A 22,284-nucleotide genomic window follows, 5' to 3' on the forward strand; every position below is an offset into this window, starting at 1 on the left:
GCGCGGTCGTCTTTTCGATAGGCTGGCTTCGTTGCGCGATCAGTTCTCGGTGCTGCGCAACTGGAATTGGCTGACGCCGATAGCCAGGTTCATGCCGGTCTGCGTCTGCAGGCTGAGTGGCTGCAAGGTGAAGGCCTGCGAGGAGCCGCCGACCAGCAGATTGGCGCCGGCGCCGACGGCGGCCGTCACCTCGGCGCTGGCGCCGATGTAGTCGCCGGCCAGCGCACCCGGCGCATAGATGTTCTTCAGCGGCGTCAGCACGATCCACTGCATGACCGTCTGCTTCGTCGTGCCGATGTCGAGGCCGTATTTGTTGACGGCGCCGAAATAGGCTTCCGGCGCGAAGCTCTTGTCGGCGGGGTTGAAGGTGCAGCTCAAATCCTTGCTCGAGCCGAAGATGAAGCCGGTACCGCCGCCAATGGCACAGTCAAGCGTACCGAGTTCTACGCCTCGGTCCTGCGCCTGCGCCGCTCCGACAAGCATGGCTGCAATCATCGCAGCGGCAATGGCTGTCTTCGGCATGGCAGTCCCCCTCAAAATCAAACGGCGCGAAACCATATCCGGTTCCGCGCCGCAGGGTGAGGGGTCATGGAGCGCACGGCTCCATGCAAATCACTTGAACGAGTGGATCAGCTGGAGCGAGGTCACTGCCACGGCAAGATTGACGCCGGTCTGCGCCTGCACGCTGAGCGGCTCCAGCATGAAGGCGCTGTCCAGGCCGCCGACCAGCAGATTGGCGCCGCCGCCGGTCACCACGCTCGCCTCGGCGTTGACGCCGTAGTAGCTGCCTGCGAGATCGCCTCCGTCAGAATCGCGGGTCGCAGCCAGCACGGCCCACACCAGTTGGCCCTGATGCGTCTGGCCGACATCGACGCCGATCTTGGAGATGACGCCCGTGTAAACCTCCGACGGTCCGTGATGGTGGGGGCGGAAGACACAGGACACGCCCTTGTTGGAGGCGACGATGTAGCCGGTGCCGCCATCGATGGTGCAGTCGAGCGTGCCGAGCTGCAGCTTGCCGGCGCTGGCGGGGGCAACGGCGAACACCGTCGCGGCAAGGGCAGCGGCGCAGGCGAGTTTCTTGATCATGGGAGGGTCCTTTCGCAAATTGCTTTTCAATAACGGCTTGGGTGGCCAGACCGTTCCGCCGAAAACTTGGCGCGATCAAGGCAGCGGCCAACAGCCTGCTGCCGGGGTTAATGCGCTGTTGCCGGATTGACGGGTTTGCGGCGCCGCGTGCTCTTTCGGGCACACAAGGGGTAGTGCGAGGGGTAGCGCGTTGATTCGCCTAAGTCGCACCGCTGACGCGGGCGAGGCCATCCTTGGCCGGCTGGTAGGTCGGATCCAGGTGCACGGCTTCGCGGTAGGATTTCCCGGCCTTGACCTTGTCGCCGCGCCGCTCGTAGATCAGCGCCTGGTTGGCCCAGGCCTCGGCATTCTTGCCGTCGAGCTTGATCGCCATGTTGAAGTCGGCGAAGGCATTGTCTTCGTCGTTGGTCGCCAGATAGGAGAGGCCGCGGCCGTTGTAGGGTTCGGCGGCGTCCGGCGCCAGCGAGATGGCGGTCGAGAAGTCCTCGATGGCGAACTTGTGCTGGCCCTGGCTCTGATAGATCAGGCCGCGATTGTGGTAGGCGCGCGCGTCGGTCGTATCGAGCTGGATCGCCTTCTGGAAGTCGTTGAAGGCGTCCTGGGTGCGACCCGCCTTGCGATAGAGATTGCCGCGGCCGATATAGGCGGCGTCATAATTCGAGTTGATCTGGATCGAACGGTTGTAGTCCTCGAGCGCGGCCGTCTGGTTGCCGAGGAAGCGCTGGATGAGCGCCCGGTTCGAATAGGCCTGGAAGAAATTCGGGTTGAGCTGGATGGCCTGATTGAAATCCTTGAGCGCCGCCTGGTACTGGCCGCCACGGCCATAGGCCGAGCCGCGCACATTGTAGCCTTCGGGATCCTGGGGATTGCGCTGGATGACCGCCGACAGCGAGGAGATGTTCTCGCTCGACCCTTGCGCCTTGTCGATGTTGTTGAATTCGCCGGTCGGGCCGGCTGTCTGGCAGCCGGCAAGCGCCAGTCCGGAGAGCAGGGCCGCTGTCAGGGCGAAACCACGCAATCCGGTTCCGCGCTCCACGCTCGTTGCGTTCATGTTTGCCCTGTCCTCACTTCAAGCGTCGTTCAGGTCCGGCTCCCCCTCCGGGCCGGGTCACAATCAAAACAAAAAGGTGGCGGCGATTCCGCATCGCGCCACCTCTGATATCCTTCGAAAAGGACGAAAAATTGGCGTTAGAACCGCGGCGGACGCGGAGCACCACCTGCACCGCCGGCGGCGCCAGCAGCAACCGGGCGCGGCGTCATCGGCAGCAGGCCTTCGCGCTGGGCGCGCTTGCGGGCCAGCTTGCGGGCGCGGCGGACGGCTTCAGCCTTTTCACGGGCGCGCTTCTCGGACGGCTTCTCGTAGTGACCGCGCATCTTCATTTCGCGGAAAATGCCTTCGCGCTGCATCTTCTTCTTGAGAGCGCGAAGCGCCTGATCAACGTTATTGTCGCGGACGAGTACCTGCACGGGCAATCCTGTCTTTCGGGTTTGATATCAACAGGCAAGCGGACATAGCCACTAGCCTCCGCAGCGGTTTACACCACGAATTGGGGCGGCTGATAGCAGAATCATGCCGCGCTGTCCACAGCCGAAATGAACTTGGACAGCCAAACCGCGGCCGGTTTGCCCTGGGACAAGTGTGCCACTTGCCCATGAGATAAGGAGCCGACTACGCCGTGGCGAGGTGCAGCCGCTCGAAATCCTCGAAGAACTCGCCGTAGTCGCAGGTGATCTCCTCGCCCGCGGCGATGTCGCGGGTCGCGATGGCTCCGCCATATTGCGAAAAATCCGTATTCGGATTGTTGGCATGGTTCATGAATCGCCCATTGTCGACTTCATAGACCATGAAACCCGGCCGGTCCGGGCTTGGATAGGCATAGCGGTCGAGCAGTTCCCTGAGATGCGGCGGTGCCGCCTGGTATTTGTCCATCGGGATCAGCCGGTCGAAATCAGGGTCGAGCCGCCATATCGAGGCGCTTTTCCGGATCGGCTCGGCGGCGAACACGCCGACGCCTTCGATCGCGCTCGCAGCCACATAGGTTCTGATCAGCATCATGGTTCCAGGACCCGCTTTTTGGACAGGAAACGGAATCGCCAAATCGCGCGGAAAAAGCAAGACCGACCGTCTGCCTGGCGGCCATGAACATGCGTCCCGGCCGCGAAAACCCTTCACGTCCGGTTGATCGATACGCCGCCATCGGCAAACAGGGCGGTTCCGGTGGTGAAGCTCGAGGCATCGGAGGCGAGATAGAGCGCCGAACGGGCGATCTCCTCCGGTACCGCGACGCGCTTCAGCGCATGCAGACCTTCGACGAAAGCCCGCGATTCAGGTGTCTTGAAGGTCGCCGCCGGCGTGTCGGTGCCGCCGGGCAGCAGCGCGTTGACGCGAACGCCTTTCGGCCCGTATTCGGCGGCCAGCACCTGCGTCAGCCCGATCAGGCCGGCCTTGCTCGCAGCATAACTGGTCATGCCTGGCATACCGACGGTGTGGCCGACGAAGGTGGAGGTGAAGATCAGCGAGCCGCCGCCCCGCTCGATCATCGCCGGCAGCTGATATTTGGCGCCGAGAAACGCGCTGGTGAGATTGGTGTCGAGCGTCTCGCGCCAGCCCTCCAGCAACAGTTCGGCAATCGGCCCCATCTGGCCAACGGCGCCGGCATTGTTGAAGGCAATGTCGAGCCCACCGAACTTTTCCACTGCCAGATCGACAAGAGCTTTTGCATAGGACTCGTCGCGAACATCGCCGGCAAGCGCGACGGCCGTGCCGTCGGCATCCGCGATCTCGGCGACGAGCGCATCGAGCTCAGCCTGGCGGCGGGCAGCGACGATGACCCTGGCGCCTTCCTCGGCAAAGAGTTTCGCCGTGGCGCGGCCGATGCCGGAACTGGCGCCGGTGACAATGGCGATCTTGTTGGCAAGTGCGAACATCTCTTTTGCATCCTTTTATCGCGCCAGCCTCGCCGGCAGTTGGGATGCTTGGTCGCAGACAGGGTAAGTTGGGGCCACCCGAAACCTGCGAAGGCCGCGTCATTGAACTATTGCTTCAGCAGCCAACCGAGCCGGTCGAGGGAAAATGCGTAACTGATGGCAATCAGCAGGGCGACGATGATGCCCGTGGTCGTGTAACCGGCGGCATAGAATCCGGCGGCACCGCCAAACAGAATGACCAGCTCCAATGCCAGTCGCACCGGGCCTGGAACTGGTACCGGTGCGCGGCCAGACCGGCTTGGGTCGTTGAGCACCGCGAAGCTGCCCCACAACACAGCCGCAATGAGCGGCAAGGCCAGAGCCAGGCCCCAACGCTGCCATCCGCCGGACAAGCTCCAGCCCGCCATGCCCAGGCCGAACAAGGCCGCAAGCTCCAGCAGGAAGCGCAACGTCAAGTTCCACCAGGCATTGCCCAAGATTGTCCTCCGGAGTTTCGCGACAGCCAATGTGACTGAAGGCTCTCATGGTGGCCAGAGAGGATGCGTCTTTTTCACCGCGGCGCAAAACGGCAAGCGCCGTCGCAAACAGCGCAAGGGTGGAAGCGCTGTTTCGCTAGTGATACACCTCGCGCGCCGGGACCGAATGAATGCCCGGCCGCTGTTCGCGAGGCCTTTTTCGGGCGAGGTTGGGACGTTGAAGAAATATTCGGTATTCGCCATCGCCCGTGAGGCCATGCGCGGCCACAAGGGCTGGGAGGAACAATGGTCCTCGCCTGAGCCCAAGAAAGAATACGACGTCATCATCGTCGGCGCCGGCGGCCATGGGCTGGCCACCGCCTATTACCTTGCTACCGTGCACGGCATCACCAATGTAGCGGTGCTGGAAAAGGGCTGGCTCGGCGGCGGCAATACCGGCCGCAACACCACCATCATCCGCTCCAACTATCTCTATGACGAGAGCGCCGGCATCTACGATCATGCGCTGAAGCTGTGGGATGGGCTCAGCCAGGAGCTCAACTACAACGTCATGTATTCGGCGCGCGGCGTCATGATGCTCGCCCACAATGTGCACGACGTGCAGGTGCTGAAGCGCCACGTCCACGCCAACCGGCTGAACGGCATCGACAATGAATGGCTGACGCCGGAACAGGCGAAGGAATTCTGCCCGCCGCTCAACACCTCCAAGGATGCGCGCTACCCGGTGGTCGGTGCGGCGCTGCAGCGGCGCGGCGGCACGGCGCGTCACGATGCGGTCGCCTGGGGCTATGCGCGCGGCGCCTCGGCACGCGGCGTCCACATCATCCAGAATTGCGAGGTCACCGGCGTCAAGCGGGCGCCCAACGGAGCGGTCATGGGCGTCGACACGACGCGCGGCTTCATCGGCGCCAAGAAGGTGGGCGTCGTTGCCGCCGGCCATTCGTCAGTGATCATGAACATGGCTGGCGTGCGCATGCCGCTGGAAAGCTATCCGCTGCAGGCGCTGGTGTCGGAACCGGTCAAGCCGGTGGTGCCCTGCGTGGTCATGTCGAACACGGTGCACGCCTATATCTCGCAGTCCGACAAGGGCGAGCTGGTGATTGGCGCCGGCACCGATCAGTATGTTTCCTATTCGCAGACCGGCGGGCTGCACATATTGCAGCACACGCTGGACGCGATCTGCGAGATGTTCCCGATCTTTACGCGCATGAAGATGCTGCGTTCGTGGGGCGGCATCGTCGACGTCACGCCCGACCGCTCGCCGATCCTGGCCAAGACGCCGGTGCCCGGCCTCTATGTCAATTGCGGCTGGGGCACGGGTGGCTTCAAGGCGACGCCGGGTTCGGGCCATGTCTTTGCCCACACCATTGCCAGGGACGATCCACATCCGATCAACGCGCCTTTCACCATCGAGCGCTTCCGCACCGGCCGGCTCATCGACGAGGCGGCAGCGGCGGCGGTGGCGCACTGATGATGGCGCAGATGGCCGTTGCCATGCCGCTGATGCTGGCGGGGGAACAGGGCATGTTCCATTTTCCTTCGGCCGACGAGGTTCGCACGCAGCCGATCAGCCGCACAGGCAACGAGGCTGGCTGGCCGTTTTCGGTCGACGACGGTATGCTGGCCTGCGTGTGGAGCGGCGGTCAGAGGGTGGTTGTCTTCTTCGAGAACAGGCCTTCCGATTTAGGCGAGGACGAGACATTCCAGCCACGTCAGGTGATCGTCACCACCGATCCGATGCAGCTTACCCTCGGCAACATGGCGTATCGCGACCTTTTTCGCCCAGCCGCAAGCGTGGAAGAGCGCATCCGGCTCGTCGCGCCGTTCGCGACCTTGGGACAGAAGCTTTGCGATCAACCGGCGGGCGCCCGCGTCGGCCACGGCGAATTGTAGGAACGAACCAAAATGCTTCTCATCCGCTGCCCCTATTGCGAGGAAGAGCGCCCGGAACTCGAGTTCCGCAACGCCGGCGAGGCGCATATAGCGCGCTCGGCCAACATGGCTGGCGAGAGCGACGACGATTTCGAAAAATTCTTCTTCATCCGCTCTAATCCCAAGGGCGCCATTTATGAACGCTGGCGGCACATGCATGGCTGCGCGCGGTTCTTCAACGCCGTGCGGGACACCGTCACCGACAAGTTCGTCATGACCTACAAGGCCGGCGAGCCTAAACCCTCCAAGCTGCCGGGAGTTGGCAAATGAGCGGCGCGTTCCGCATTCCCGGCGCGGGCCGCTTCAAGCAGGCCAAGACCGCGCGCTTCAGCTTCGACGGCCAGTCCTATGCTGGCATCGAGGGCGACACGCTGGCCTCGGCGCTGCTTGCCAATGGCGTCCACCTGGTCGGCCGCTCGTTCAAGTACCACCGTCCGCGCGGCATCCTGTCGGCGGGTGCGGAAGAGCCGAACGCACTGGTCGAGATCAAGCGCGACGCGGCGCGCAAGACGCCGAACGTGCGGGCGACCGTGCAGGAGCTCTATGACGGGCTCGATGCGCAGTCGCAGAATCGCTGGCCGTCGCTGTCGTTCGATGTCGGCGCGGTCAACGATATCGCGTCGCCGCTGTTTTCGGCCGGCTTCTACTACAAGACCTTCATGTGGCCGAAGGCGGCGTGGAAGAGCCTCTACGAACCCAAGATCCGCGCCGCGGCTGGCCTTGGCGTTTCCCCGGACCAGCCGGATCCGGACCATTATTCATCGCGCTATGCGCATTGCGACGTGCTGGTTCTGGGCGGCGGTGCGGCGGGCATCGCGGCAGCATTGGCAGCGGCTGAAACGGGCGTGCGGGTCATCCTCGCCGACGAGCAGGCCGAGTTCGGCGGCAGCCTGCGTTTCGAAAGCGGCGCCAAAATTGACGGCCAGGACGGTTTTGCCTGGGCTCAAGGTGCCGTGGCGAAGCTCGCTGCGATGGACAACGTCCGCGTGCTGTCGCGCACGACGGCGTTCGGTTATTACGCGCAGAATTTCGTCGCGCTTGTCGAGCGTGTCAGCGATCATCTGAAGGCCCCCGGCCACGATCTGGCGCGCGAGCGGCTGTGGCAGGTCAGGGCCAAGCGCGTGGTGCTGGCCTCCGGCGCCATCGAGCGCCACATGGTGTTCGCCGACAACGACCGGCCGGGCATCATGCTGGCGGGTGCGGCGCGCACCTATCTCAACCACTATGGCGTCGCGGTCGGCAAGAATGTCGGCGTCTACACCGCCAATGATTCAGCCTATGCGGCGGCGATCGACCTGAAGAAGGCCGGCGTCAACGTGGCGGCGATCGTCGATTTGCGCGACAATCCGACCGGGCCGGTGATCGACGAGGCGAGGGCGCTCGGCATCGAGATCAATTTCGGCCGCGCGGTCATCCGTGCCGGCGGCAAATTGCGGGTGTCGTCGATGACCGTGCAGCCGAAGAATGGCGGCGGCGAACGCACCATCCCGGTCGATGCGATCCTGATGTCGGCCGGCTGGACGCCGTCGGTGCATCTGTTCTCGCAATCGCGCGGCAAGGTCGCTTTCAACGACGAGACCAAGCGCTTCGTGCCGGGCACGTACGCGCAGGATTGCGTCTCGGTCGGTGCCTGCAACGGCACGGACGGGCTGTCGGCGACAGTCGACGAGGCCTATGCCGCGGGCGCCAAGGCGGCGAAGGATGCCGGGGCGAAAACCGCCAAGGGTACAAAGCCGAAGGTCGACGCCTCGGAGAGCTGGTCGCGCGGCATGCTGGGTGCGGCCCCCGGCGCCGGGCCGGACACGACGGTAAAGGCCTTCGTCGACTTCCAGAACGACGTCACCGCCAAGGACATCCGCCAGGCGGTGCATGAAGGCATGCGCTCGATCGAGCACGTCAAGCGCTTCACCACCAACGGCATGGCGACCGACCAGGGCAAGACCTCCAACATGCATGGCCTGGCGATTGCCGCCGAGATGCTGGGCAAGCCGATCCCGGAAGTCGGCCTGACCACGTTCCGGGCGCCCTATACGCCAGTGACCTTCGGCGCGATCGTCAGCCATGCACGCGGTCCGCTGTTCGACCCGACGCGCAAAACGGCAATCCATCCCTGGGCCGAGGCGCAAGGGGCGGTGTTCGAGGATGTCGGCCAGTGGAAGCGTGCCTGGTATTTCCCCAAGGCAGGCGAAGACATGCATGCCGCGGTCGACCGTGAATGCGTCGCGGTGCGCAAGACGGCTGGCCTGTTCGACGCCTCGACGCTGGGCAAGATCGAAGTGGTCGGGCCGGATGCGGCCAAGTTCATGGAACTGCTCTACACCAACCCGTGGGAGAAGCTGGAGCCCGGCCGCTGCCGCTACGGCATCATGCTGCGCGAGGACGGCTTCATCTATGATGACGGCGTCGTCGGCAGGCTGGCACCGGACCGTTTCCATGTGACGACGACGACCGGCGGTGCGCCGCGTGTCATGAACCACATGGAGGACTATCTCCAGACCGAGTTCCCGCATCTCAATGTCTGGCTGACCTCGATCACCGAGCAATGGGCTGTCATCGCCGTGCAGGGACCCAAGTCGCGCGACATCATCGCGCCGTTGGTCGAAGGCATCGACATGTCCGATGAAGCGCTGCCGCACATGTCGGTGCGCGAAGGCAAGATCTGCGGTGTACCGACCCGGCTGTTCCGCATGTCGTTCACTGGCGAGCGCGGCTTCGAGGTCAACGTGCCTGCCGACTATGGTCAGGCCGTCTGGGAAGCCTTGTGGGCCGAAGGTCAGAAGCATGGCGCTGCCGCCTACGGCACCGAGGCCATGCACGTGCTGCGCGCCGAAAAGGGCTACATCATCGTCGGCCAGGACACCGACGGCACGGTGACGCCGAACGATGCCGGTCTCGACTGGGCAGTCGGCAAGAAGAAGACCGATTTCGTCGGCATCCGCGGCCTGACTCGGCCGGACCTGGTCGCCAAGGGCCGCAAGCAACTGGTCGGCCTGAAAACGAAAGACCCCAAGGTGGTGCTCGAAGAAGGCGCGCAGATCGTCGCGGACCCGAAGCAGGCGATCCCGATGAAGATGATCGGCCACGTCACTTCGAGCTACTGGTCGGAGAATTGCGGCCGCTCGATCGCATTGGCGCTGGTCGCCGGCGGCCGCGACCGGATGGGCGAGACCCTCTACGTGCCGATGCCGAACGGGGTGATCGAAGTGGAGATTACCGGCATGGTGTTCTTCGACGAGACGGGAGGGCGCCTCAATGGCTAAGGCCGCTGCAAGAAAGACGGCTCCGGCTGCATCGCCTTCGGTGGAACGCCGTCCGGCGCTGGCTGGACGCAGCACCACTGCTGCCGGCGCCAAGGTCGAGGTCTTGCCGCCGGCCGAGCGCATGTCATTGCGTGCGCCAGAGCCTTCGGTCGCGGCGCTTTCGAAGGCGCTCGGCGTGACCTTGCCGAAAAAGCCGAAGACATCCGCCTCGAAGGGCGGGCGCACCGCCTTGTGGCTCGGCCCCGACGAATGGCTTGTCATCGACGAGGCCGGCAACGATCCGCTCGCCGATTGCGCCGGGGTTGCCGCGTTGCATTCGGCGGTCGGCATCTCGCATCGCAACATCGCGATATCAGTGACGGGCGCCGGTGCAGCGGCGACGGTCAATGCGGGTTGTCCGCAGGATCTGTCGCTCGACGCCTTCCCGGTCGGCGCGGCGTCGCGCACCATCCTGGGCAAGACCGAGATCGTGCTGCTGCGCACGGCGGCGGACGCCTTCCGGGTTGAATGCTGGCGTTCCTTCTCGGACTATGTCTTTACTTTCCTGTCCGAGGGATCGCGCGACGCGGCGGTCTGAACTCGGAACGTTTTGCAGGCACGCTCGTTCTGCAACCGCACGCCGAGGGAGAATGCCGATGCCGTCGAATTCCGCGCCGAAGTCGCCGGTGAAGAAGACGCCTGCCGTTCGCTCGCTCGAACATGAGCGACATCGCGAGGTGAGTGCGGAAGAGGAACTCGAGGAAGGCCTCGAAGACACGTTCCCGGCCAGCGATCCGGTGTCGATCACCGGATCGTCCATTTCCGGCGCACCTGAAAAACCAGGCAAGGCCAAGACCGTTCCCGGGCGCAAGAAGCGCAAACCATAATTTCTATCTGCTTCGGCTGATCGCATCTTCTCAAGCCCATGACGGATGCGCTAATTGATGCGCGATTTAAAGCGCTTTGGGAGATGAAAATGCCGACAAAAGCGATCGTTTGGGGCGAGAATGTCCATGAGCAGACCAACGCCGCTGTGCGCGACCTGTATCCATTAGGCATGCACGGCACCATTGCCGCGGCCCTCAACCAGGACAAGGGCATCGAGGCGACCACCGCCACCTTGCAAGAGCCCGAGCACGGCCTGAGCGAAAAGCGTCTGGCGGCCACCGACGTGCTTTTGTGGTGGGGTCATGCGGCGCACGGCGAGGTCAAGGACGAGATCGTCGAGCGGGTGCAGAAGCGGGTGTGGGAAGGAATGGGCCTGATCGTGCTCCATTCCGGCCACTACTCGAAGATTTTCAAGCGGCTGATGGGCACGCCCTGTTCGCTGAAATGGCGCGAGGCGGGCGAGCGCGAGCGCGTCTGGGCAATCAACCGCGGCCACCCGATCGCGCAAGGCATCGGCGAATGCCTGGAGATCGGCGAGACCGAAATGTATGGCGAGCCCTTCGCTGTGCCGGAGCCGCTCGAGACCGTGTTCGTCTCCTGGTACGAGGGTGGCGAGGTGTTCCGGTCGGGGCTGACCTATCAGCGCGGCGCGGGACGGATATTCTACTTCTCGCCCGGCCACGAGACCTATCCGATCTATCACAATGAGGGCGTCCAGCAGGTGCTGCGCAATGCGGTGCACTGGGCGCACAACCAGGCGCCGGCCTGGTCCGGCATCACCAATGCGTCGAACGTGCCGACCGATGCAGCCAAGGAGAAGATCGTCCAGAAGGGGCTGCGCCTGCATGCCGACGGCGACAAAGGCCTGAGTTAAGAGGCCTGAGTTGATTGGGGCGTGAGGTGATTGGGGGCCTGAACTGATGCATCGAATTCTTCTGCTCGGCACCGGCGGCATCGCCGGGCATCATGTCGAGGAGTTTGCTGGGATTGCGGGCTGCAGCATCGTCGCCTGCGTCGACCAGATGCCCGGCCGCGCGGCGGCGTTCGCCGCCGCCAGCAAGATAGGCGATTCCTTCGAGAGCCTGGAAGCGGCGATCGCCTGGGGCCAGTTCGATGCCGCCATCAACGCGACGCCGGATGGTGCGCATATGGCGACGACGCTGGCGCTGCTTGCTGAGGGAAAGCACGTGTTTTGCGAAAAGCCGCTGGCGCCGAACCATACCGACGCACTGGCAATGACCGAAGCGGCCGAGGCAGCCGGGGTGGTCAACATGGTCAACCTCACCTATCGCAACTCGCCGGCGATCCAGGAGGCACGGCGCATGGTCCAGGCCGGCGAGATCGGCGCGTTGCGCCATGTCGAGGCGAGCTACCGGCAAAGCTGGCTGGTCAGCAAATCATGGGGCGACTGGCAGGTCGAGGACAAATGGCTGTGGCGCTTGTCGAGCCGACACGGCTCGACCGGTGTGCTCGGAGATATCGGCATACACATCATCGACTTCGCGACCTATGGCGCCGATCAGGACATCGTCAGCCTCCACGCCGATCTGGTGACGTTTCCGAAGGCCGAGGGCGAGCGTATCGGCGACTATGTGCTGGATGCCAATGACAGCGTGGCAATGACGGCGCGGCTCAACTCCGGCGCGCTCGCCACGATCGTGGCCAGCCGCTACACGACCGGCCACGCCAACGATCTGTCGCTGGCCCTGCACGGCACCAAGGGCGCCATCAAGGTCGAGACCGACGGCAAGGTATCGAACCTGTCCGCTTGTCTCGGTGGGGATGTCGATCTGCAGCGCTGGCAAAAGCTGGCACTGCCCAGTGTCAAGCGCAATGCCCGGCGCTTTGCCGATGCGCTGGACACCGGCCGGAATGGCGATCCATCGTTCCGGCGCGCCGCCGACATGCAGAAGCTGATCGACGCCGCCTTCGAAAGTTCAGTGGCTAATCTGCCGATCTCGGTCGGCTGAAATGCTTACCTGGCCGGCCTGTGCCGGCCAGACGTGATTTCTGCGGATATCAGAATGCGCTCGGCACAATCCACGGATTGATGCTGATGCCGAGCCGCGGGCTCTTGCCTTCAGCGGTGTTTTCCGTGGCGCCCTTCTTCTCGACCGACCCGGTCGAAGCGCAATCGAGCTTCACGTTGGTCTTGGTGTCGATGCAAGTTGCAGCCGGCGTATGCTTGACCGGGTGGGTGGTGTTGGCGGCAAAGGCCGAGCCAGACAGTGCCAGCACGGCGGCGAGGGTGAGAAGTGTCTTTTTCATTGTCAGTCTCCGGTTTCCGGGTCGAATTCAATTCGTACCGACGGGTGAATTTCTCTCGTACATGTACGATGCGCTGTACAGATACGTCCGTCGATCGCGAAGTTCAAGGCAAAACCGTACGCGTACGGTAAATTTTTTGTTAACCAAGAAATTCGCCCCGGTTTGGCGGGGAAGGGCGGAGAGGAAATATGGAAACGAACGGAGCTGGCGTTCAGCAGTTGACCGGGGTCTCGGTCAGCGGCGGCACGTTTTGCGTGCTGAGCGTGGCAAGCGTGAAATCGCACATCCGCTTCACGAAAGCCTGCGGATCGCCGAAGGGGTAGAACGGAAAGGTGATGAGCAGCGAGATCGTGCCGTGGCCGACCGCCCACAGCATGGTGGCGATGGCGCGCGGATCGCCCTGCAATTTGCCGGCGGCGACGCAGGCCTCGACCCGGCTGATCAGCGCTTTCATAGCCGGGTTGCCCTCTTCCATGTCCTCGTAGCTTCTGCCTTCCGGCAGTTTGGTCTTTTCGGTCATGAACACGGTGCGGTATTCGTTGGGATTGCCAAGCCCGAAGGCGGCATATTCGGTCATCACCGCCTGCAACGCCTCGATCGGATCGTCGGACGAATGCTCCTCGATATGTCGGGCGAGCGTCTCGAACGCATCTTCCGCCAGCGCAAACAGGATGTCTTGTTTGTCGGCGAAGTAGGAATAGACCGACATCGGAGCATAGCCGACCCGCTTGGCCAGTTTGCGGATGGTCAGGCCCTCATAGCCTTCTTCCTGGACGAGTTTATGGGCGGCCGCGACCAGCTCGGAGCGCTGTTCTGCCTTTTGTTTCTCGCGGCGTGTCTGGACGCTCGGCGGCAAGATCTGGTGCCTTCGTTGGGTTGGTGCCTGGCTAAATTATATACGCTGTACGGAAACGGACAAGAGCGCGACAGGTTCCCAAACGGCAAGCTCCAGATGGCGCTGACGCTCGTCCATATCCGACAGCATTCCGTATCGGCATTGTTGCCCCGTCAAAGTGGCCCATCGTCACGCCTCCTTGTCGATCAGTTTCGCGGCGAGATGCGACAGCAGTTTCACCGCCTCGCCATAGGTTTTGGCTTTTTCCGGATTGGAGGCATTGCCGTCCAGCGCCCGCTTGAAGACGCCCTGGCAGATTGCAGCCAGCCGGAAGAAGGAAAAGGCGAGGAAGAACGTCCAGTTGCCGATGCCGTCGAGCCCGCGCCGTCGGCAGTAGGCGGCGACATATTCCGCTTCGGAGGGCAGGCCGAGTGCCGCGCGGTCGATGCCGCCCAGGCCGCGAAAACCGGAAGCGTGCGGCAGCCGCCATTGCATGCACTGATAGGCGATATCGGCGAAGGGGTGGCCTGATGTCGACAGTTCCCAGTCGAGCACCGCCAACACCTTTGGTTGGTCCGAAGCGAAGATCAGATTGTCCAGCCGGTAGTCGCCATGCACCAGCGAGATCCGGTCGTCATCAGCGGGCATATGCGTTTCCAGCCAGGCAATCAGCCGGTCCATGTCGGCGACCGTGCCAGTTTCCGAGGCGCGGTACTGGCTGGTCCAGCGCGCCAGCTGGCGCTCGAAATAATTGCCCGGCCGGCCGAAATCGCCGAGACCCACAGCCTCGACATCGACATCGTGCAGTGCTGCGAGGGTGTCGTTCATGGCATCGTAGATCGCCGCGCGTTCTTCATTGCCGCTTGCCTCCGGCAGCGCCGGATCCCAGAAAATGCGGCCATCGAGGAAATCCATCACGTAGAACATGCGGCCGATCGGCGAGGTTTCTTTGGACAGATGCAGCATCCGCGGCACAGGCACGGGAGTGCCGGCAAGCGCGCCCATCACCTTGAATTCGCGGTCGACCTGATGCGCCGACTTCAACAACTGCCCCGGCGGCTTGGCGCGCAGCACGTAACGGCCGCTTGCCGCCGTCATGAGATAGGTCGGATTCGATTGGCCGGATTTGAACTTCTCGATGGATAGAAGCCCCGAAAAGCCCGGTATGTTCGCCTCGAGGTAAGGCGCAAGCGCTGCTTGGTCTAGAACGTTCGGATCGTTCATGCCGTCTCGGGCTGGCGTTCGATCAGGGTCAGCGTCAGCCAGCGGGCGGTCAGCGCCGGTTTCTTCGAACCCTCGATCTCGATCGTCACGTCATGGGCGGTCTGCACCCAGCCCGACGGCCTGACCTTGACGTCGGCCAGCACGAAACGGGTGCGGATGCGCGCTCCGGTCTTCACCGGCGCCAGGAAACGCAGCGAATCGAAGCCGTGGTTGACGCCCATCTTGCTGTTTTCCAGCGGCGGCATGGTCTCGAAGGTCATCGCCGACAGCAGCGACAGCGACAGGAAGCCGTGTGCGATGGTGCCGCCGAATGGCGTCTCGCGCATGGCCCGCTCCGGATCGCAGTGGATGAACTGGTGGTCGTCGGTGGCATCGGCGAATTGGTCGATCATGCGTTGCGTGACCACCCGCCACGGCGACACGCCGACTTCCTTGCCGATATTGGCCAGAAGCACATCGAGACTGATCGGTTCCACGCCCATGTCCTCCAGTTCACCCCCGGCTTCTATGGCCGGAAAATGTCATTCCTTGAACAGCGTCAACCCATGCTGCACCGACTGTCCGCCGTCGATCGGCAGGATGGCGCCAGTGACATAGCTGCCTGCACGGCTGCACAAATAGAGCGTTGCGCCGGCAATGTCATCCGGTGCGCCGATACGGCCGATCGGAACATGGCTGCCGACGTGCGTGGCCTGTTCTTCCGTGGCGGTTGCAAATGCCGTCATCCGGCTCTGGAAGGGGCCGGGAGCGAAGGCGTTGACGGTGATGCGGCGGGCGGCGAACTCGAGCGCCAGGGTGCGCGTCAGATGATGCACGGCAGCCTTGGACGCCGTGTAGGAATAGGCGTCGTCGGCCAGCGGCTGCGTGCCCATCACCGAGCCGAGGTTGATCACCCTGGCTGGATCGGCGTCGCTGGCGGCGGCGTCCAGCAGCGGCAGCAATTCGCGGGTCAGGTGGAAGACCGCGGTGACGTTGACGCCGAGCACCTTGGCCCATGCCGAGTAGGGAAAGCTCTCCAATGGCGCGCCCCAGGAGACGCCGGCGTTGTTGATGAGAATATTGAGTTTCCCGGTCCGAGCTTTGACCTCGGCGACGAGTGCGGCAATGCCGGCTTCGCTGGAGACGTCGCCGGCAAAGCCCTCGGCCCGGCCCGGTGCGCCAAGTCCATTCAGCTCGGCGGCGACCTTGGTGCAATCCTCGCCCTTGCGCGACGCGATCATCACACTGGCGCCGGCCCTGACCAGCGCGGTCGCCGCCATGCGGCCGATGCCGGTCGCGGCACCTGTCACCAGCGCGATCTTGCCGGCCACCGAAAACAGCTCGTCCAGATAGCTCATCACAATCCTCCGCGCTCGGCATGCGGGCAAACAGTTCGCGTTGACAAGGCTATCCGAAGTACGGTCATCCTTGCCACCGACAAAATGCCTGGCGTGCATGAAGGGTTAGCGACCGATGACGGAGATGAATCTCGGCATGACCGAGCGGCTGAAGCCGATCCACGCGCGCGTCGCGGCCATGGTGCGCGACGAAATCATGCCACTCGACAGCGAATTCCTCAGCGAGGTGGGCAAGGAAGGCGACCGCTGGGTCTATACGGCGCGCCAGAGCGAGATCCTCGAAGGACTGAAGAAGACCGCGAGAGAGCGCCGCCTGTGGAACTTCTGGCTGACCGGTTCGGAACGCGGCTACGGCCTTTCCACCGTCGAATACGCCTATTTGGCCGAGGAGATGGGCAAGACGCATCTCGGTGCGGAAACCTTCAATTGCTCCGCACCCGACACCGGCAACATGGAGGTGCTGGAACGGTACGGCTCGGCCGACCACAAGAAGGCGTGGCTGGAGCCGCTGCTCGACGGCAAGATCCGCTCGGCCTATCTGATGACCGAGCCGGATGTTGCCTCGTCCGATGCCACCAACATTGCCATGCGTTGCGAGCGCCAGGGCGACGCCTATGTGCTCAACGGCGAGAAATGGTGGGCGTCGGGCGCAGGCGATCCGCGCTGCGCCATCTACATCGTCATGGTCCGAACCGGCGGCGACAGCGAGCCGCAGCACCGCCGCCATTCGATGATCCTGGTGCCTTCAGACACAAATGGCGTGACCAAGGTGCGGGCCATGCAGGTCTATGGCGACGACGATGCGCCGCATGGCCATATGCACCTCCGCTTCGACAATGTGCGGATACCGGCATCGAACCTGATCCTCGGCGAGGGCAGGGGTTTCGAGATCGCGCAGGGGCGGCTCGGCCCCGGCCGCATCCATCACTGTATGCGCGCCATCGGCCAGGCCGAAATGGCGTTGGAAATGCTGTGCCAGCGGTCCGTGCGCCGCGAGGCCTTCGGCCAGCCCCTGGCGAAGCTCGGCGCCAATTTCGACATCATCGCCGAATGCCGCATGGAGATCGAGATGGCCCGCCTGCTCTGCCTCAAGGCGGCGTGGATGATCGACCAGGGCGACGCACGGGCCGCCGCGCCCTGGATCAGCCAGATCAAGGTGATCGCACCCCGCGTCGCGCTCAAGGTCACCGACGAGGCGGTGCAGATGTTCGGCGCGCAGGGCATCAGCCAGGACACGCCGCTGGCGCGGTCGTGGACGCATCTACGGACATTGCGCCTTGCCGACGGGCCGGACGCCGTGCATCGCCGTCAGGTGGCGCGTACCGAGCTGAAGAAATACATGCAGGAAAAGGTCTGAGCGCCGGCATCGTCATCCGGCAACGCCGGCAGGTCCAAGCAAGGAGTGTTCCGATGGCCATTCCCTCCGAAATGAAGGCGCTGTTGCTGGTTGGCGATGGCTACACCAGGACGCCGAGCGGCAGTGTGCTGGAGGCGATGGAGCCTTATCTCGAGCCGGGCAGCATCGCCGTGCCGACACCCAGGCCGACGCAGGTGCTGATCAAGGTCAGCCTCGCCTCGATCAACCCATCCGACATCGCGTTCATCAAGGGCCAGTACGGCCAGCCGCGCGCCAAGGGACAGCCGGCCGGCTTCGAGGGCGTCGGCATCGTCGTCGCCAGCGGTGGCGAGCCCTATCCCAAAAGCCTGATCGGCAAGCGCGTTGCTTTTGCCACTGGCGTCACCAACTGGGGCTCATGGGCCGACTATGCCGTCGCCGAAGCGGCAGTCTGCATCCCGCTCATCGACACCGTCCGCGACGAGGATGGCGCTGCGATGATCGTCAACCCGCTCACCGCGCTCGCCATGTTCGACATCGTCAAACAGGAAGGCGAGAAGGCCTTCGTCATGACCGCCGGCGCCAGCCAGCTCTTCAAGCTGATATCAGGCCTGGCCAGGGAAGAGGGTTTTCGACCCATCGTCACCGTGCGCCGCGACGATCAGATCGCTTCGCTAAAAGAACTTGGCGCGGCATATGTCCTCAACGAAAAAGCGCCGGATTTCAAGACGGCGCTGCGCGAGGTGATGAAGGCCGAACAGCCGCGCATCTTCCTCGACGCGGTGACCGGGCCGCTGGCTTCCGCCATCTTCGACGTCATGCCGAAGCGTTCGCGCTGGATCATCTATGGGCGGCTCGATCCCGAAGCCACTGTTATCCGCGAGCCCGGCCAACTGATCTTCCAGCACAAGCATATCGAAGGATTTTGGCTGAGCGAGTGGATGCGCCAGTTCCGCGACCGCCGCGGCCCGGCGATCCTGGAAGCGCAGAAGCGATTTTCGGACGGGCGCTGGTCGACCGACGTAACGGCGGTGGTGCCGCTTGACGAGGCCATGTCGCGGCTGCCGGCCGAACTGGCCAAGCCCAACGGCAAGGTGTTCATCAAGCCTTAGCAAAGGTCTTCGAATGCGAAGTCTTCAGGGGCTCTCGATGGCCAGAAAATGCTGGTGCCTATTGCCGCCAGCCTCGTCGGTCCGGTATCCGCGTCTCTCAGCCCCTATGCCACGCCGCTTTGTCCGTGATATGTCGCCGCCATCGAATGCCGGACAAGGGCTCGACTGCGCTTTATTCCGGATTGTGTGGGGTGCCTTGATGACGATTTCCAAGCCGGTTTTCGACCGTTTGGGGTTTAGCCTGTGGATCGGAGCGTTCCTGGTCGTTCTCGCCATGGTCCTGTGGTCGCCCCACACGCGGACGGTATGGAAGGCCTATATAGGCGGCAGCGAGGCGCTTCTGGCCGGTCTGCCACTCTACGATACCCAATCCGAGATGGGGTATCTCTACGCGCCGGCCTTTGCCGCGCTCTATATTCCAATAGCCAAGCTCGGCCCGCATCTGGGCGGCGTGGTATGGCACACCCTCGGCTTTGCGGTGCTGACCTACGCCGCGATGCGGCAGGTGCGCAAGCTCGGCGGCGGCGAGTTGATGTGGCTGCTTTCTTTCGGTCTCTTCCTCGCTCTGCCGATGGCGCTGGGCGCGATCCGCAACGGCCAGGCGACAATCCTGCTCACCGGCGCCTGCTGGCTTCTCACCCTGTCGGCGTTGGAAGGGCGGCGGTTGGAGACGTTCTTCTGGGCGTCGCTTGCCGTCATCGCCAAGCCGACCGCGATCATCATGCTGTTGTTGGTAGGAGCCCTTCGGCTCCGGTTGATACTGGTGCTGGTGCTGGCGGTGCTGTTCGTGCTCGCGCTGCCTTACGCTTTTGCTCCCGCCGGTTATCTCAACGATCAGTATCGCGTCTTCGCCCAGATGCTGACCTCCATGGCCGTCGATAACACCAGCCGTTTCGTGCCCACCGATTTCACGGCGCCGTTCACCAGAATAGGGCTGCCAATTCCGGAATTCGGTGCCACGATCGTGCGCTTGGTCATGGCCCTATTCACGCTTTCGGCGGTGCTCTGGTTCGACCGCAAGCTCGAACGCGGACCGGCAGAGCTTGCGATCTTCCTGACGGCCACTTTTTACATGTGCGTCTTCAACCCGCGCGTCGAGCCCAACACCTATGCGATGATCGCCGTACCTGCCGGTCTCGCCATCGCCCTATTGTGGCGCGAAGAACGAGGCGGCGTCCTGGCCTCGGTGCTGTCGATGACGCTGTTCGTGACCGGGCTGAGCGGTGTCGATCGCCATGTGCACGATTTCCTCTACCCCTGGTTCCGGCCGATAGCGGTCACTTTTGTCGCCGGTTCCCTGATCTGGTGGTTCTGGGCCAAGGCGCGGGAAAAGGTGATGAATGCGGGAGTCGCGAATGGCTGAGTTGCGACAGAGCCTCGATATCGTCGCGCCGTTCTTCAATGAGGCGCCATCGGCATCGGCCTTCGCACGCCTGCTCGGCGAACTCGAAGCAGTCGTGGCACAGCGCTTCGGCATGACCGTGCACAAGATCCTGGTCGACGACGGCAGTCGTGACGATGGCGCTGGTCGGTTTTCGCAGGCGTTGACGGGGTCCTGGGAGATCGTGCGTCTCAGCCGCAATTTCGGCAAGGAAGTCGCCGTACTGGCCGGCCTCGACCAGTCGCGCGGCGACATGGTGCTGATCATGGACGCCGACCTCCAGCATTCCTTGGACATCAGCCTGAAGCTGATCGCCGAGCTGGTGGATCATCCGGACATCGACGTCGTCTATGCGCAGAACGACCGCCGCGAGGCGAGTTGGCGGCGCAGCCAGCTTGCCCGGCTTTTCTACAGCCTGATCAACAGCAGCCAGCGTTTCGACATTCCCGAAAATGCCGGCGATTTCCGCGTCATGCGCGGCGCCGTCGCACGCGCTCTGACCAGCCTGCGCGACAAGCGTCGCTTCAACAAGGGCCTGTTTGCCTGGGCGGGCTTTCGCCAGAAGGCGTTACCCTATTCGCCGGAAAATCGCGCCAGCGGCACGTCGAAATGGAGCCGCCTCAACCTGATCGCCTTCTCGCTCGAAGGGTTCACTTCGTTTTCGGTCATTCCCTTGCGCCTGATTAGCCTCAGCGGCCTGCTTGCCGCATTGGCCGGCGCGGTCTACGGCGCCAAGGTGTTCTTCGAGGTGATCTTCTACGGCATCGCCGTTCCGGGCTACCCCAGCCTGCTGGTCGCCGTCGTGCTGCTCGGCGGCCTCAACCTGACCCTGCTTGGCCTGATCGGCGAATATGTCTGGGTCACGCTCTCAGAGAGCAAGGATCGACCGGTCTATCTCGTGCGCGATGTCGTGCGCAGCGACGCCGTCCCCGCTAGGCCGACGCCCGGCACTCCCGACACATGACGCGGCGCATTCGCCTAATCGCCGACGACTACGGCCTGGCGCCCGGCGTCTCTGCCGCCATCCTCGACCTGCTCGATCGCGGGCGCCTGACCGGCACCAGCTGCATGACCGGCTTTCCGGAATGGCCGCAGGAGGCGGCGCGCATAAAACCTCTATGCGGCCGTGTAGCAGTCGGGCTGCATCTGACCTTGACCGACCAGTTGGCCGTCGCCGGCCGGTCGAGCCTGGCGCCTGAAGGCCGGCTGCCGCCGCTCCGCTCGCTGGCCTTGCCTGTCTTGCGTGGCCCCATCGCCGAGCGCGATGTCCATGCGGAACTCGACGCCCAGTATAGCCGCTTCGTCGAGGCGCTAGGGCGCCGGCCCGACTTCGTCGACGGGCACCAGCATGTGCATTTCCTTCCCGTCGTGCGGACATGGCTGCGCGCGCGGTTTCCTGAAGGCGCCGACAGACCGGCACTGCGCGGCGCCCCGGCGCTGGCCGTAGGCTCGAAAGTCGCGGCGATTGCCGCGCTCGCTGCCGGCTTCAACCGGTCGATGCAGAGCGCCGGCTTCACCCTTTTCGAGCCGCTTGCCGGCATCTATGACTGGCGGCAACCCGAAAAGTTCGCTCCGGTTCTGCAGGCGGCCGTCGAAGGGCTGCCGGAACGCGGGCTGTTCATGTGCCACCCCGGCCATGTCGACGAGAGGCTGCGCGCGCGCGACACGATGCAAGGCGTGCGCGAGGTCGAATTCGCGGTCCTCGCGTCGGACGAATTCGGCGCCAGCCTCGCCCGCGCAGGTGTCGCAATCATGGATGGCAAGGGATGAGCGACGCCGAGCGGCCCCCGCGTTCGACCGGCAACAAGATCGTCCGCTTCGCCATTGTCGGACTTGCCAACACAGCCATCGACCTTGCCAGCTTCTTCCTGCTGCTCAAGCTCGGGGTTTTGCCGCTGCCCGCCAACATCGCTGCCTGGTTCGTCGCCGTCACCTTCTCGTTCGCGGCGAACGGCTTCTGGTCGTTCGAGCGCAATCGAGCCATCCGGCTGCATGACGCGTTTCTTCGTTTCGCCTCGCTTGGAGGGCTGATTTCACTCGGCGTCTCCAGCCTTTCGATCGCGCTGTTCGCCGGCATCGCCGGGGTGTGGCCGGCAAAGATCGGCGGTGTGGTGGTGGCGGCGGTGCTGAATTTCCTCGCCGCGCGCTGGTCGATCGAAGGCCGGTTCCTGAGATAGGCGGGACTATTTTTCTTACGAAATTCCGGACGGAAAACCGCTACACACTTTTCCTGGAATTT

26 protein-coding genes are annotated in these 22,284 nt (G+C 63.7%); 14 read left to right on the top strand and 12 right to left on the bottom strand.

From position 1 onward, the window contains the following. Nucleotides 1-39: 39 nt before the first annotated feature. From ACSQ3L_RS09760 to ACSQ3L_RS09790, 7 genes are all read right to left on the bottom strand, one after another. On the bottom strand, nucleotides 40-522 hold the full coding sequence (locus ACSQ3L_RS09760; protein ID WP_436159741.1) for a DUF992 domain-containing protein: 483 nt from the start codon (nucleotides 520-522) through the stop codon (nucleotides 40-42). Between the two features lie 90 nt (nucleotides 523-612). Next, nucleotides 613-1,089, bottom strand: a complete 477-nt coding sequence (locus tag ACSQ3L_RS09765; RefSeq protein ID WP_436159742.1) for a DUF992 domain-containing protein — start codon at nucleotides 1,087-1,089, stop codon at nucleotides 613-615. 199 nt (nucleotides 1,090-1,288) lie between these two features. Beyond that, the gene (locus ACSQ3L_RS09770; RefSeq protein WP_436159743.1) at nucleotides 1,289-2,140 is read right to left on the bottom strand and encodes a tetratricopeptide repeat protein; all 852 of its coding nucleotides are present in this window, start codon (nucleotides 2,138-2,140) and stop codon (nucleotides 1,289-1,291) included. 137 nt (nucleotides 2,141-2,277) lie between these two features. Then, nucleotides 2,278-2,556 carry a 30S ribosomal protein S21 gene (rpsU, locus tag ACSQ3L_RS09775; protein WP_023810129.1) on the bottom strand — a complete coding sequence of 93 codons (279 nt, stop codon included), beginning with the start codon at nucleotides 2,554-2,556 and terminating at the stop codon, nucleotides 2,278-2,280. 202 nt (nucleotides 2,557-2,758) lie between these two features. Next, complete coding sequence (locus ACSQ3L_RS09780; RefSeq protein WP_436159744.1) at nucleotides 2,759-3,145, bottom strand: SET domain-containing protein; 387 nt, start codon at nucleotides 3,143-3,145, stop codon at nucleotides 2,759-2,761. A gap of 113 nt (nucleotides 3,146-3,258) precedes the next feature. Then, a complete protein-coding gene (locus ACSQ3L_RS09785) occupies nucleotides 3,259-4,017 on the bottom strand; it encodes an SDR family oxidoreductase (RefSeq protein WP_436159745.1) in 759 nt (252 codons plus the stop codon). Between the two features lie 107 nt (nucleotides 4,018-4,124). Beyond that, the gene (locus ACSQ3L_RS09790) at nucleotides 4,125-4,493 is read right to left on the bottom strand and encodes a YrdB family protein (protein ID WP_436159746.1); all 369 of its coding nucleotides are present in this window, start codon (nucleotides 4,491-4,493) and stop codon (nucleotides 4,125-4,127) included. A 217-nt stretch (nucleotides 4,494-4,710) separates the two neighbouring features. On the opposite strand from ACSQ3L_RS09790, the gene ACSQ3L_RS09795 reads away from it, so the two are divergent. The 8 genes from ACSQ3L_RS09795 (at nucleotide 4,711) to ACSQ3L_RS09830 (ending at nucleotide 12,522) form a co-directional block, all read left to right on the top strand. Continuing rightward, nucleotides 4,711-5,964, top strand: coding sequence for a sarcosine oxidase subunit beta (locus ACSQ3L_RS09795; RefSeq protein ID WP_436159747.1), 1,254 nt, complete (start codon nucleotides 4,711-4,713; stop codon nucleotides 5,962-5,964). Next, nucleotides 5,964-6,386, top strand: coding sequence for a hypothetical protein (locus ACSQ3L_RS09800; RefSeq protein WP_436159748.1), 423 nt, complete (start codon nucleotides 5,964-5,966; stop codon nucleotides 6,384-6,386). Before ACSQ3L_RS09795 ends, ACSQ3L_RS09800 begins: the two co-directional genes overlap by 1 nt. A 12-nt stretch (nucleotides 6,387-6,398) precedes the next feature. Then, nucleotides 6,399-6,695: a sarcosine oxidase subunit delta gene (locus ACSQ3L_RS09805; protein WP_436159749.1), complete on the top strand. Its 297-nt coding sequence runs from the start codon at nucleotides 6,399-6,401 to the stop codon at nucleotides 6,693-6,695. After that, the gene (locus tag ACSQ3L_RS09810) at nucleotides 6,692-9,685 is read left to right on the top strand and encodes a sarcosine oxidase subunit alpha (RefSeq protein WP_436159750.1); all 2,994 of its coding nucleotides are present in this window, start codon (nucleotides 6,692-6,694) and stop codon (nucleotides 9,683-9,685) included. The genes ACSQ3L_RS09805 and ACSQ3L_RS09810 overlap by 4 nt, the downstream gene beginning before the upstream one ends. Further along, nucleotides 9,678-10,262, top strand: a complete 585-nt coding sequence (locus tag ACSQ3L_RS09815) for a sarcosine oxidase subunit gamma (protein ID WP_436159751.1) — start codon at nucleotides 9,678-9,680, stop codon at nucleotides 10,260-10,262. The genes ACSQ3L_RS09810 and ACSQ3L_RS09815 overlap by 8 nt, the downstream gene beginning before the upstream one ends. Nucleotides 10,263-10,320: 58 nt before the next feature. Next, nucleotides 10,321-10,551, top strand: coding sequence for a hypothetical protein (locus tag ACSQ3L_RS09820; protein ID WP_436159752.1), 231 nt, complete (start codon nucleotides 10,321-10,323; stop codon nucleotides 10,549-10,551). Between the two features lie 89 nt (nucleotides 10,552-10,640). Continuing rightward, a complete protein-coding gene (locus tag ACSQ3L_RS09825; protein ID WP_436159753.1) occupies nucleotides 10,641-11,426 on the top strand; it encodes a ThuA domain-containing protein in 786 nt (261 codons plus the stop codon). A gap of 46 nt (nucleotides 11,427-11,472) precedes the next feature. Then, the gene (locus ACSQ3L_RS09830; protein WP_436159754.1) at nucleotides 11,473-12,522 is read left to right on the top strand and encodes a Gfo/Idh/MocA family protein; all 1,050 of its coding nucleotides are present in this window, start codon (nucleotides 11,473-11,475) and stop codon (nucleotides 12,520-12,522) included. A gap of 49 nt (nucleotides 12,523-12,571) precedes the next feature. On the opposite strand, the gene ACSQ3L_RS09835 is transcribed toward ACSQ3L_RS09830, so the two are convergent. From ACSQ3L_RS09835 to ACSQ3L_RS09855, 5 genes are all read right to left on the bottom strand, one after another. Next, on the bottom strand, nucleotides 12,572-12,820 hold the full coding sequence (locus tag ACSQ3L_RS09835; RefSeq protein ID WP_436159755.1) for a DUF680 domain-containing protein: 249 nt from the start codon (nucleotides 12,818-12,820) through the stop codon (nucleotides 12,572-12,574). Nucleotides 12,821-13,031: 211 nt separating this feature from the next. Continuing rightward, nucleotides 13,032-13,676, bottom strand: a complete 645-nt coding sequence (locus ACSQ3L_RS09840) for a TetR/AcrR family transcriptional regulator (protein WP_436159756.1) — start codon at nucleotides 13,674-13,676, stop codon at nucleotides 13,032-13,034. Between the two features lie 168 nt (nucleotides 13,677-13,844). Then, entirely contained in the window at nucleotides 13,845-14,879 is a 1,035-nt protein-coding gene (locus ACSQ3L_RS09845) for a phosphotransferase family protein (RefSeq protein ID WP_436159757.1), read from the bottom strand. Then, complete coding sequence (locus tag ACSQ3L_RS09850; protein ID WP_436159758.1) at nucleotides 14,876-15,361, bottom strand: MaoC family dehydratase; 486 nt, start codon at nucleotides 15,359-15,361, stop codon at nucleotides 14,876-14,878. The genes ACSQ3L_RS09845 and ACSQ3L_RS09850 overlap by 4 nt, the downstream gene beginning before the upstream one ends. A 39-nt stretch (nucleotides 15,362-15,400) precedes the next feature. Continuing rightward, a complete protein-coding gene (locus ACSQ3L_RS09855; RefSeq protein ID WP_436159759.1) occupies nucleotides 15,401-16,216 on the bottom strand; it encodes an SDR family oxidoreductase in 816 nt (271 codons plus the stop codon). A 115-nt stretch (nucleotides 16,217-16,331) separates the two neighbouring features. Between ACSQ3L_RS09855 and ACSQ3L_RS09860 the strand changes: the two genes are divergently transcribed. From ACSQ3L_RS09860 to ACSQ3L_RS09885, 6 genes are all read left to right on the top strand, one after another. Next, complete coding sequence (locus ACSQ3L_RS09860; protein WP_436159760.1) at nucleotides 16,332-17,573, top strand: acyl-CoA dehydrogenase family protein; 1,242 nt, start codon at nucleotides 16,332-16,334, stop codon at nucleotides 17,571-17,573. A gap of 53 nt (nucleotides 17,574-17,626) precedes the next feature. Next, nucleotides 17,627-18,664, top strand: coding sequence for a zinc-binding dehydrogenase (locus ACSQ3L_RS09865; protein WP_436159761.1), 1,038 nt, complete (start codon nucleotides 17,627-17,629; stop codon nucleotides 18,662-18,664). Nucleotides 18,665-18,863: 199 nt separating this feature from the next. After that, entirely contained in the window at nucleotides 18,864-20,027 is a 1,164-nt protein-coding gene (locus ACSQ3L_RS09870) for a glycosyltransferase family 87 protein (protein ID WP_436159762.1), read from the top strand. Beyond that, nucleotides 20,020-21,009 (top strand): glycosyltransferase family 2 protein, encoded by a 990-nt coding sequence (locus tag ACSQ3L_RS09875; protein ID WP_436159763.1) that lies wholly within the window; start codon nucleotides 20,020-20,022, stop codon nucleotides 21,007-21,009. Before ACSQ3L_RS09870 ends, ACSQ3L_RS09875 begins: the two co-directional genes overlap by 8 nt. Further along, the gene (locus tag ACSQ3L_RS09880; protein WP_436159764.1) at nucleotides 21,006-21,815 is read left to right on the top strand and encodes a ChbG/HpnK family deacetylase; all 810 of its coding nucleotides are present in this window, start codon (nucleotides 21,006-21,008) and stop codon (nucleotides 21,813-21,815) included. The genes ACSQ3L_RS09875 and ACSQ3L_RS09880 overlap by 4 nt, the downstream gene beginning before the upstream one ends. Then, the gene (locus ACSQ3L_RS09885; RefSeq protein ID WP_436159765.1) at nucleotides 21,812-22,222 is read left to right on the top strand and encodes a GtrA family protein; all 411 of its coding nucleotides are present in this window, start codon (nucleotides 21,812-21,814) and stop codon (nucleotides 22,220-22,222) included. The genes ACSQ3L_RS09880 and ACSQ3L_RS09885 overlap by 4 nt, the downstream gene beginning before the upstream one ends. Nucleotides 22,223-22,284: the final 62 nt, after the last annotated feature.

Source organism: Mesorhizobium sp. LjRoot246 (genome assembly GCF_964254115.1).
Lineage (GTDB): Bacteria > Pseudomonadota > Alphaproteobacteria > Rhizobiales > Rhizobiaceae > Mesorhizobium.

Bases quoted from the DNA above. Each gene is read 5' to 3' on its own strand.
- ACSQ3L_RS09760 (WP_436159741.1), bottom strand. From the start codon at position 522: ATGCCGAAGACAGCCATTGCCGCTGCGATGATTGCAGCCATGCTTGTC.
- ACSQ3L_RS09765 (WP_436159742.1), bottom strand. From the start codon at position 1,089: ATGATCAAGAAACTCGCCTGCGCCGCTGCCCTTGCCGCGACGGTGTTC.
- ACSQ3L_RS09770 (WP_436159743.1), bottom strand. From the start codon at position 2,140: ATGAACGCAACGAGCGTGGAGCGCGGAACCGGATTGCGTGGTTTCGCC.
- ACSQ3L_RS09780 (WP_436159744.1), bottom strand. From the start codon at position 3,145: ATGATGCTGATCAGAACCTATGTGGCTGCGAGCGCGATCGAAGGCGTC.
- ACSQ3L_RS09785 (WP_436159745.1), bottom strand. From the start codon at position 4,017: ATGTTCGCACTTGCCAACAAGATCGCCATTGTCACCGGCGCCAGTTCC.
- ACSQ3L_RS09800 (WP_436159748.1), top strand. From the start codon at position 5,964: ATGATGGCGCAGATGGCCGTTGCCATGCCGCTGATGCTGGCGGGGGAA.
- ACSQ3L_RS09805 (WP_436159749.1), top strand. From the start codon at position 6,399: ATGCTTCTCATCCGCTGCCCCTATTGCGAGGAAGAGCGCCCGGAACTC.
- ACSQ3L_RS09810 (WP_436159750.1), top strand. From the start codon at position 6,692: ATGAGCGGCGCGTTCCGCATTCCCGGCGCGGGCCGCTTCAAGCAGGCC.
- ACSQ3L_RS09815 (WP_436159751.1), top strand. From the start codon at position 9,678: ATGGCTAAGGCCGCTGCAAGAAAGACGGCTCCGGCTGCATCGCCTTCG.
- ACSQ3L_RS09820 (WP_436159752.1), top strand. From the start codon at position 10,321: ATGCCGTCGAATTCCGCGCCGAAGTCGCCGGTGAAGAAGACGCCTGCC.
- ACSQ3L_RS09825 (WP_436159753.1), top strand. From the start codon at position 10,641: ATGCCGACAAAAGCGATCGTTTGGGGCGAGAATGTCCATGAGCAGACC.
- ACSQ3L_RS09830 (WP_436159754.1), top strand. From the start codon at position 11,473: ATGCATCGAATTCTTCTGCTCGGCACCGGCGGCATCGCCGGGCATCAT.
- ACSQ3L_RS09835 (WP_436159755.1), bottom strand. From the start codon at position 12,820: ATGAAAAAGACACTTCTCACCCTCGCCGCCGTGCTGGCACTGTCTGGC.
- ACSQ3L_RS09845 (WP_436159757.1), bottom strand. From the start codon at position 14,879: ATGAACGATCCGAACGTTCTAGACCAAGCAGCGCTTGCGCCTTACCTC.
- ACSQ3L_RS09850 (WP_436159758.1), bottom strand. From the start codon at position 15,361: ATGGGCGTGGAACCGATCAGTCTCGATGTGCTTCTGGCCAATATCGGC.
- ACSQ3L_RS09855 (WP_436159759.1), bottom strand. From the start codon at position 16,216: ATGAGCTATCTGGACGAGCTGTTTTCGGTGGCCGGCAAGATCGCGCTG.
- ACSQ3L_RS09860 (WP_436159760.1), top strand. From the start codon at position 16,332: ATGACGGAGATGAATCTCGGCATGACCGAGCGGCTGAAGCCGATCCAC.
- ACSQ3L_RS09865 (WP_436159761.1), top strand. From the start codon at position 17,627: ATGGCCATTCCCTCCGAAATGAAGGCGCTGTTGCTGGTTGGCGATGGC.
- ACSQ3L_RS09870 (WP_436159762.1), top strand. From the start codon at position 18,864: ATGACGATTTCCAAGCCGGTTTTCGACCGTTTGGGGTTTAGCCTGTGG.
- ACSQ3L_RS09875 (WP_436159763.1), top strand. From the start codon at position 20,020: ATGGCTGAGTTGCGACAGAGCCTCGATATCGTCGCGCCGTTCTTCAAT.
- ACSQ3L_RS09880 (WP_436159764.1), top strand. From the start codon at position 21,006: ATGACGCGGCGCATTCGCCTAATCGCCGACGACTACGGCCTGGCGCCC.
- ACSQ3L_RS09885 (WP_436159765.1), top strand. From the start codon at position 21,812: ATGAGCGACGCCGAGCGGCCCCCGCGTTCGACCGGCAACAAGATCGTC.